Genomic DNA, 8,614 nt, shown 5'->3' on the forward strand with positions numbered 1-8,614 from the left:
TAGAAACGGGAGGGCTGTGTCATGAATGTTCGGGAACGCGTTGAAGCTCAGGAGTATAAAATATTGTCGCCTTTTGCCAGAAAAAGCCGGGAAGCCGTGCGGTCTCAGGGAGAAACGGCATGCGATTTTCGTACTGCATTTCAGCGTGACCGTGACCGGATTATTCACAGCAAAGCTTTCCGGCGCTTAAAGCATAAAACGCAGGTGTATATATCACCGGGTGATCATTACCGTATGCGAATGACGCATAGCCTGGAAGTGGCGCAGATTTCCCGGACCATTGCCCGGGGACTGATGCTGAATGAGGATTTAACCGAGGCAATTGCCTTAGGTCACGATGTCGGCCATACACCTTTCGGCCATGCCGGGGAGTATGCATTGCGTGACATTATCGGCCACTACAATCATAACGAACAAAGTTTGCGTGTGGTAGAATATCTGGAACGAGATGGACAGGGGTTAAATTTAACATTGGAAGTAAAAGATGGGATTGTGAACCATACCGGCGGCAGTAAACCCTTTACACTGGAAGGCAGTATTGTACGAAATGGGGACCGCATTGCCTATTTGTGCCACGATTACGATGATGGGATTCGGGCGGGAATGATCAAGCCGGGAGAGCTGCCGCCGAATGTGGCAGATACGCTGGGGACGAAACCGTCGAATATGATTACGGTGATGGTTTCCGATATGATTCAGTCGTCGGAAGGTTTGAATGAAATCAAAATGTCGCCGGATGTCAAGGCCGCCATGGATCACTTCCGGGAATTTATGTTTTCCCGAATCTATCATTCCCCTGTGCTGGAGCCGGACCGGAAAAAGGCTCAGCATGTTATTCATAAACTGTTTGAGTATTTTATGGAGAATCCGGCTGATTTGCCCGTGGAATTTATGAATCGGGAGAAGGAGTGGGGGCTGCAGACGACGGTTACCGACTATATTGCCGGATTAACCGATATGTACGCGATTCATTTGTTTGAGCAGCTGTTTATTCCGGCGAGGTGGATTAAACAGTAAGATATGTGCTTTAGCAAAATTAATGAGTTTTGTCAAGAGGTATAAGAGGAATTTTAAGTTTTATCTTGAATAAAAATAAAGTGGGGAAAAGATTATCTAAAATTATACGGCGCTGTTTAGCAGGATTATGTTGAAATGTATCGAATTAAGTCAAACCTGAACTGATATATAAATTATGCTTTTGAGTTGTTTTACGCTGCAGCGGGAAGCACCGGGGAAAACTGCAGAGCAGGAAAATATAAGAAAACCGCGAAATCATGAAATATAGGGTAGCAATGTATATATCGCGTTCATTTGAATTATAATGTAATGAACAATACCCCATATAGGTGTGCGTGTGTTGTGTAAGGGTGAGGGTATGAAAGATGCTGCTTTTGATGATTTTATTGATAGATTGCGTTCCGACAGTGATATCGTCCGGGTAATTTCGGACTATGTACCTTTAAAAAAGAAGGGTAAGAATTACTGGGGCTGCTGTCCTTTTCATCAGGAGAAAACGCCGTCTTTTTCGGTAACGCCGGATAAAGGATTCTTCTATTGTTTTGGTTGCCAAACCGGCGGTAATGTATTTAACTTTCTTATGAAAATTGAAAATATTGATTTTTTGGCCGCAGTCAAACTGCTGGCTGAAAAAATGAATATTCCCTTACCGGAAAAGGAGAAAACAGCACAAGAGCGGGAGCGGGAAAAGGAAGCAGCCAGATTATACCGGGTCAATGAACTGGCGCGCGACTTTTTTCATTCCTGTCTGGTAAAAACCGGCTATGGTAAAGCTGCCCGGGCATACTTATTATCACGCGGCATTTCCGGGGAGACTGTGAATACCTTTAAACTTGGATTCGCCCCGGCTGCCTGGGATAAACTGACGCTTGCCCTTCGGGAGCGCGGCCAGGAGGAAGGGTTGTTGCTGAAAGCCGGTTTGGCTGTAGAACGATCCGGCGGGGATGGTGTTTATGATCGCTTCCGTAACCGGGTTATGTTTCCGATTAATGATGCCAGAGGAAGAGTGGTTGGCTTCGGCGGCAGGGTGCTGGATGACGGGCAGCCGAAATATTTAAACTCGCCGGAAACCGCAGTTTTCAATAAACGTCATATTTTGTATGGATTTGATCTTGCTTATCCATCAATTCGCAAACAGGGGCAGGCAGTTGTGGTAGAGGGCTACATGGATGCGATTAGCGCTCATGCCGCCGGGATAGACAATGTAGTGGCTTCTTTGGGGACTGCTTTTACTCCCGATCAGGCCAGATGTATTCAGCGTCATGCTGCCGAAATCGTTTTTGCTTACGATAGTGATGCTGCCGGGCAGAATGCTACGCTGCGGGCACTGACAATCGTGCGAAAGCAGGGAATTTCCGTCCGTGTCGTTTCTATACCGGGAGATAAGGATCCGGACGAGTTTATTCGCAACAATGGGGCAGATGCATTTCGCGCTTTACTTGCCAGTGCGGATGCCTTGCTGGATTACCAAGTGAAGCAAGCGTTTCGCAATATTGATTATTCCGGGCTTGAAGGGAAAGTAGCAGTAGTGGGCAAAGTCGTTCCAGCCTTGGCGGAGGCGGATAACGCCGTAGAAGTGGACGCTCATATTGCTCATATAGCGCAGACATTGGCAATTGATGAGAGCGCCATACGTAGCGAGGTTCATAAATTTTTACTAGCGGCTAAAAAGGATAAAAATGTAAATGTAGGGAAGAATATTACGAAACTGGCGTTGTCCAGCCAACCGGCTGCTGCTGCTGATCAGGCGGAGCGAACGATTATCCGGATGATGTGCGAGGATAATACACTGATTCCCTATATACAGGCACAAATTCCTTTGGAAGAAATCCGCAGTGCTGAGCGCCGGGGCATAATGAAAGCTATTTTTAATGTGTATACTATAGGAAAAAATATTCAGGATACTGCCTGGGCGATTTCTTTAAGTGAAGCAGCCAATAATGAATTATCGCATATTATGTTGATCGATATACAGTGTAATCATGATGTTGTAAATCTGATCGAGGATTGTATTCGGGCTGTTCATTTGGCTAATATGAAAGTGCTGTATGAAGAGCATCGTTTAAAAGCGGATGAATTAGAACGTATGGGGGATAGTGGCTATCTGCAGGAATTAGCGGAAAGTCAGCGAATTAAACATGAAATTAGCAAATTACATTATGAATAAGCCAAAATTGTGTAGTATTGTTTCCGCCAGGGAGGAGGGGAGTAAATGACTGAGAAAAAAGGCATATCAAATGCGCATGTTGCTGAATTGCTGCATAAAGGGGAAAAACGTGGTGGCGTACTGACGTATGGTGAAATCATGGACACTCTCCAAGGCGAAGATTTATCTCCGGATGAAATTGATGATATGTATGAAATTTTTACCAACAAGGGGATTGAAATTGTTGATGAGATTCCCGAAGCGGAAACACTAGACGACCACGATGTGTCAGAAATGGAAGAAGCCGCTCCGGAAGAAGCGGACGTAGATTTGACGATTCCGGAAGGCATTAGTATTGATGATCCGGTGCGGATGTATTTAAAAGAAATCGGCCGGGTGCCCCTGTTGACGGCAGATGAGGAAATTCAGCTGGCCAAGCGTATGGAACAGGGTGATGAAGAAGCTAAACGGCGTCTGGCAGAGGCTAATTTGCGTTTGGTAGTGAGTATTGCAAAACGGTATGTTGGTCGTGGCATGTTGTTTCTGGATCTTATTCAGGAAGGCAACCTGGGATTGATTAAGGCAGTGGAAAAATTTGATTATAGTAAGGGATATAAATTTAGTACTTACGCTACTTGGTGGATTCGTCAGGCAATTACCCGGGCGATTGCCGATCAAGCCCGGACTATCCGGATACCTGTGCATATGGTGGAAACGATTAACAAGCTGATTCGGGTTTCCCGGCAGTTGTTGCAGGAATTGGGGCGGGAGCCGTTGCCGGAAGAGATTGCCGAGGAAATGGAAGTGACGGTGGAACGGGTGCGGGAAATCATGAAGATTGCCCAGGAGCCGGTATCCCTGGAAACGCCGATTGGCGAAGAAGAGGATTCTCATCTTGGTGATTTTATTGAGGATCAGGATGCGCCGGCACCGGCCGAAGCTGCATCGTTTATGCTGCTAAAGGAACAGCTGGAAGAAGTTTTGGAAACACTGACGCCGCGGGAAGAAAAAGTATTACGGCTGCGGTTCGGTTTGGATGATGGCCGGGCACGTACTTTGGAAGAAGTAGGTCAGCATTTCGGTGTTACCCGTGAACGGATTCGGCAAATTGAGGCCAAGGCGCTGAGAAAGCTGCGCCATCCCAGCCGCAGTAAAAAGCTCAAAGACTTTTTAGAATAAAATTAAAAATATCTTGACGGGAAGTTAACATTGTTCTATAATATGTTTTGTTAGTGACGTTCCTCGATAGCTCAGTTGGTAGAGCAATCGGCTGTTAACCGATCGGTCGTAGGTTCGAGTCCTACTCGAGGAGCCATTTATAGTTTTCAGCAGCAGGCTTTCTTCGGAAAACCTGTTTTATACTCTCTAGGGCCTATAGCTCAGCGGTAGAGCAGCCGGCTCATAACCGGCTGGTCCCTGGTTCGATCCCAGGTGGGCCCACCACATTACGAAAGATGATGTTATGGCCCGTTGGTCAAGCGGTTAAGACACCGCCCTTTCACGGCGGTATCGCGGGTTCGATTCCCGCACGGGTCACCATATTTAGAATAAAATGCAAAGCATATGCTTTGCATTTTTTGCGTTTTTAGTATACTATACATATCATAGTCATAGGAACTTGTTAGAGGTGATACATTGCGACTCCGAGAGCGTTTGAATGCAATCGCTGCCTTGGTGCCTAAGGGAGCCCGGCTGGCGGATATCGGTACAGATCATGCTTATCTGCCGATTACTCTGATCCAAAAACAGCAGATTTCCTGGGCAATAGCCGGCGAGGTTCATGCGGGACCTTACCAATCCGCTAAGGAAACGATTGAACGTCTGGGATTACAAGAAAAAATTATGCTGCGATTGGGCGACGGGCTATCGGTCGTCACTCCCGGTGAAGTGGATACGGCAGTTATCGCCGGTATGGGGGGGACAACTATCGTAGCTATACTGTCCGGTCAGTTATCGGTTGCTCGATCCCTGAATCGCCTTATTCTGCAGCCGATGATTGGGGCAGCAGCCGTACGTCGCTGGCTGTTAGCGAACGGTTGGTGTATTTGTGAAGAGTCCCTGGTTGTGGAAGAGTCGAGACTTTATGAAATGATTGCCGCAGAACCGGGAACTTCTCCGGTTATTGAGCCGATTTTGTATGAAGTCGGGCCGATTTTGTGGCAAAAACGGCCGCCTTTATTGGCTGCGCATATTGAACAGCTGATTTCCCGGACTAACCGGATTTTGCAGGCTATGTCTGCCGGCGGCAATGCCAAAAATTCACCGCGCTATTACGAATTGGTTGCAAAAGTTCAACAGTTGGAGGCTAAACAAGCATGTCTGTAAAGTGTCAGGTTGTAATGGATGCGCTGGAAAAACTGGCGCCTAGACATTTGGCGGAAAGCTGGGATAACGTTGGACTGCTGCTGGGCAGTCCGTCCCAGGATGTTCATAAAATTATGACCGCTTTGGATGTTACCGAAGCTGTAGTTGATCGGGCAATAGAGGATGGTGTCGATATGCTCGTTGCTCATCATCCGCTAATTTTTAAAGCAATAACCTCCATTCGCACCGATTTACCCCTGGGACGGTTATTGGAACGATTAATCCGAGCGGGAATGGCGGTGTTTGCCGTTCATACCAATTTAGATATCGCTGCTGACGGGGTAAATGATATCTTAGCCCGGAAATTGCAGCTAAATGCGATTCAGCCTTTAACGGTCAGCATGACGGAGAAACTGGTTAAATTTGTGGTATATGTTCCTTTTACTCACAGCGAAGCGGTTCGAACCGCCATGAGTCAGGCGGGGGCAGGACATATTGGAAATTACAGTCACTGTGCTTTTCAGTCGGAAGGAACCGGGACTTTTCTGCCGCTTACCGGGACAAATCCTTTTATTGGGAAACAAGGAACACTGGAACGTGTTCCAGAAATCCGTCTGGAAACGATCATGCCTGAGAAGAGCAGCAACCGGGTGATCAAAGCAGTGCTGAGGGCTCACCCCTATGAGGAAGTTGCTTATGATCTTTATCCGCTGCTCAACCGGGGAACTGGTTTTGGCTTAGGCCGGATCGGCGAACTGACAGAAACGGTGCCGCTAAATGATTTTGCTTTACGAGTGAAAACGGCGCTGGACATACCGTTTGTTCGTGTGGCGGGGCAAGAAAAGCAGAAGATTAAAAAAGTAGCTGTTTGCGGCGGAAGCGGCGCAGCACTTATTTATAAAGCAAAAATGGCCGGAGCTGATGTATTGGTTACCGGTGATGTAAAGTATCATGAGGCGCAAAATGCTCAGAATGCAGGGATTGCTGTGATGGATGCCGGGCATTTTGGTACAGAACGGCCGGTGATTTCTTTCCTGGCGCAATATCTGAATCAATGGGCTGTCCAGAATAAATGGAGCGTGGATATTTGCGGGGATTCTGTGTGCCAGGATGTTTTTAACGTGTATTAAAGACAGGAGAATGAGATCCTGTCTTTTCATTTTGTCAAAAAAAAAAGCGAGGAGTGACGGCATGCAAGATCAATTACACCTTTTGTGGGAAATACAGAAGCTGGAACAGGAGAAAAACAGCCTGCAATCTCAGGCAGACCGGCTTTCATCGGAGAAAATACGGATTTTGTGCCAGGAAATAAACAGCTTAACGGAATCTATTACAGCGAGCCGGAACCGGTTGTCGGCTATGCAGCAGGTCTATGAGAAACAGGAGAAGGAAGTCGGCTTTCTTATGGAGCAATATCATCTGATCGAGCAGCAGCTATATAGCGGCGAAATCAAGAATCCAAAAGAGTTGGAACAGTTAAAGGGCCGCTGTGACGGGGCCAAGGCGGATATTGACCAGCGGGAAGAAAAGATATTCGCCGAAATGGCTCACTGTGAGCAATTAGAGCAGCAAATCATGGATCTGCAGACACAAGTGGCCGACAAACAGCAGCAGTGTGAGCAGCGGCGTCAGGAGTTTACACAGGCTGTGGCTGTAGTGGAGAAAGGAATACAGGAAATTGATGAAAAGATCAAAAGGTTGACAGTCAAGATTAGCTTGCCGATACTGGACAAATATCGGGAATTGCACCGGAAGCTGCGATTTCCCATAGCAAAAGTGGAAAATGGCATTTGCAGCGGCTGCCATCGCAGCCTGCCGGTTACGCAAGTGTCCCGTCAGGCAGCAACTCTTATGTACTGTGACAATTGCGGACGCATTCTGCTGATAGGAGAAGCATAGCACTGCTCCCAGGATATAGCGGCGAAGGTCAGTCGTTACAGGAAGTTTTTTCTCAATAAACTTAATTAGTAAAAATTGCCGGTTTGTTTGGCTTGACGATGATGTTACTTCGTGGTATCATATTAATTCAGTCAAATAAATAAACTATGAGTAGGAAAGATGATCGCGGATGTTCATGAAACATTCGAGGAAAGTCCGGGCTCCACAGGGCAGGGTGCTGGATAACGTCCAGCGAGGGTGACCTCAGGGAAAGTGCCACAGAAATGTAGACCGCCGGTTAAGCCGGTAAGGATGGAACGGTGCGGTAAGAGCGCACCAGCAGTCAGGCGACTGACTGGCTAGGTAAACCCCACCCGGAGCAAGACCAAATAGGGAAGGGATGAAGCTGCCCGCTGAACCTTCCGGGTTGTGTCGCTAGAGCCGTCAGGCAACTGCCGGCCCAGATAGATGATCATCACCGCGTATTGCGGAACAGGACTCGGCTTATTGAATACTCGTAGTACTATTTTGACTGATAAAAGTAAAATCGGAGATACCTTTGCTATAATAAAAATAGGAGGCGTTCATATGTCAGTATTAAACATTAATGGCGTAGATGAGTTTACAGAAAAGGTAATCAAAGCGGATAAGCCTGCTTTAGTAGACTTTTGGGCTTCCTGGTGCGGTCCCTGTAAAATGACCGGCCCTGAAGTTGAGGCTGTTGCTGTGACGTATGAGGGTAAAGCCGTAGTTGCTAAAGTCAATGTAGATGAAAACCAGAAACTTGCCAGTCAATACGATGTAATGAGCATCCCCACATTGCTGATATTTAAAAATGGTCAGGAAGTCAAGCGAATTGTTGGGTTTCGGCCCCAGAAGGATATTAGTGCCGCTCTTGATAGCGCACTGTAATTTTATAAATGTGCGGCAAAGACTCCTGGAGTTGCTATCCGGGGGTCTTTTATTGCTTGATAAAATGCGGACAGTTTTATAGTTTTTATAAAAAAAGCCAAAACATAAACAGGAAAAATGAAATTTTTGTGAAATTATATTTTTAGAGTTTATCGGTTAAAAATATAAAATGAGGCGGGTACATATGGAAAAAAGAGATACCTTATGGGATGTATTCCAGAAAAAAAACCTGAGCAGGCGAAGCTTTCTTAAGACGTGTGTTGCGATTACCGGTATTTTAGGGCTAGCGCCGACCATGATTCCGGCTGTGGTGGAAGCTGCCGAAACGAAGCCTCTGCCGCCGGTGATCTGGCTCCA

At 46.7% G+C, this 8,614-nt stretch carries 8 protein-coding genes, 3 tRNA genes and 1 other RNA gene; all 12 read left to right on the top strand.

What is annotated here, in order from left to right:
• Positions 1–21 precede the first annotated feature (21 nt).
• On the top strand, positions 22–1,017 hold the full coding sequence (locus tag ABFC84_11380; GenBank protein MEN6413341.1) for a deoxyguanosinetriphosphate triphosphohydrolase: 996 nt from the start codon (positions 22–24) through the stop codon (positions 1,015–1,017).
• 358 nt (positions 1,018–1,375) lie between these two features.
• Positions 1,376–3,184 carry a DNA primase gene (gene dnaG, locus ABFC84_11385; GenBank protein ID MEN6413342.1) on the top strand — a complete coding sequence of 603 codons (1,809 nt, stop codon included), beginning with the start codon at positions 1,376–1,378 and terminating at the stop codon, positions 3,182–3,184.
• Between the two features lie 45 nt (positions 3,185–3,229).
• Complete coding sequence (rpoD, locus tag ABFC84_11390; GenBank protein MEN6413343.1) at positions 3,230–4,342, top strand: RNA polymerase sigma factor RpoD; 1,113 nt, start codon at positions 3,230–3,232, stop codon at positions 4,340–4,342.
• A 60-nt stretch (positions 4,343–4,402) separates the two neighbouring features.
• A tRNA-Asn gene (locus ABFC84_11395) sits at positions 4,403–4,478 on the top strand.
• A 53-nt stretch (positions 4,479–4,531) separates the two neighbouring features.
• Positions 4,532–4,606, top strand: a tRNA-Ile gene (locus ABFC84_11400).
• Positions 4,607–4,627: 21 nt separating this feature from the next.
• Positions 4,628–4,702: transfer RNA gene (locus ABFC84_11405), tRNA-Glu, on the top strand.
• Positions 4,703–4,798: 96 nt separating this feature from the next.
• Positions 4,799–5,488, top strand: coding sequence for a class I SAM-dependent methyltransferase (locus ABFC84_11410; GenBank protein ID MEN6413344.1), 690 nt, complete (start codon positions 4,799–4,801; stop codon positions 5,486–5,488).
• Positions 5,479–6,597, top strand: a complete 1,119-nt coding sequence (locus ABFC84_11415; protein MEN6413345.1) for a Nif3-like dinuclear metal center hexameric protein — start codon at positions 5,479–5,481, stop codon at positions 6,595–6,597. The genes ABFC84_11410 and ABFC84_11415 overlap by 10 nt, the downstream gene beginning before the upstream one ends.
• 61 nt (positions 6,598–6,658) lie before the next feature.
• Positions 6,659–7,366: a hypothetical protein gene (locus ABFC84_11420; protein MEN6413346.1), complete on the top strand. Its 708-nt coding sequence runs from the start codon at positions 6,659–6,661 to the stop codon at positions 7,364–7,366.
• Between the two features lie 147 nt (positions 7,367–7,513).
• Positions 7,514–7,867, top strand: an RNA gene (gene rnpB, locus ABFC84_11425) — RNase P RNA component class A.
• A gap of 66 nt (positions 7,868–7,933) precedes the next feature.
• On the top strand, positions 7,934–8,257 hold the full coding sequence (gene trxA, locus ABFC84_11430; protein MEN6413347.1) for a thioredoxin: 324 nt from the start codon (positions 7,934–7,936) through the stop codon (positions 8,255–8,257).
• A gap of 184 nt (positions 8,258–8,441) precedes the next feature.
• On the top strand, positions 8,442–8,614 hold a 173-nt coding region (locus ABFC84_11435), incomplete at its 3' end, for a twin-arginine translocation signal domain-containing protein (protein ID MEN6413348.1).

The organism is Veillonellales bacterium (genome assembly GCA_039680175.1).
GTDB lineage: Bacteria > Bacillota > Negativicutes > JAAYSF01 > JAAYSF01 > JBDKTO01.

What these genes read in the sequence shown, in the direction of transcription:
- ABFC84_11415 (MEN6413345.1), top strand. Translation starts at nt 5,479, where the DNA reads ATGTCTGTAAAGTGTCAGGTTGTAATGGATGCGCTGGAAAAACTGGCG.
- rpoD (MEN6413343.1), top strand. Translation starts at nt 3,230, where the DNA reads ATGACTGAGAAAAAAGGCATATCAAATGCGCATGTTGCTGAATTGCTG.
- dnaG (MEN6413342.1), top strand. Translation starts at nt 1,376, where the DNA reads ATGAAAGATGCTGCTTTTGATGATTTTATTGATAGATTGCGTTCCGAC.
- ABFC84_11380 (MEN6413341.1), top strand. Translation starts at nt 22, where the DNA reads ATGAATGTTCGGGAACGCGTTGAAGCTCAGGAGTATAAAATATTGTCG.
- ABFC84_11420 (MEN6413346.1), top strand. Translation starts at nt 6,659, where the DNA reads ATGCAAGATCAATTACACCTTTTGTGGGAAATACAGAAGCTGGAACAG.
- trxA (MEN6413347.1), top strand. Translation starts at nt 7,934, where the DNA reads ATGTCAGTATTAAACATTAATGGCGTAGATGAGTTTACAGAAAAGGTA.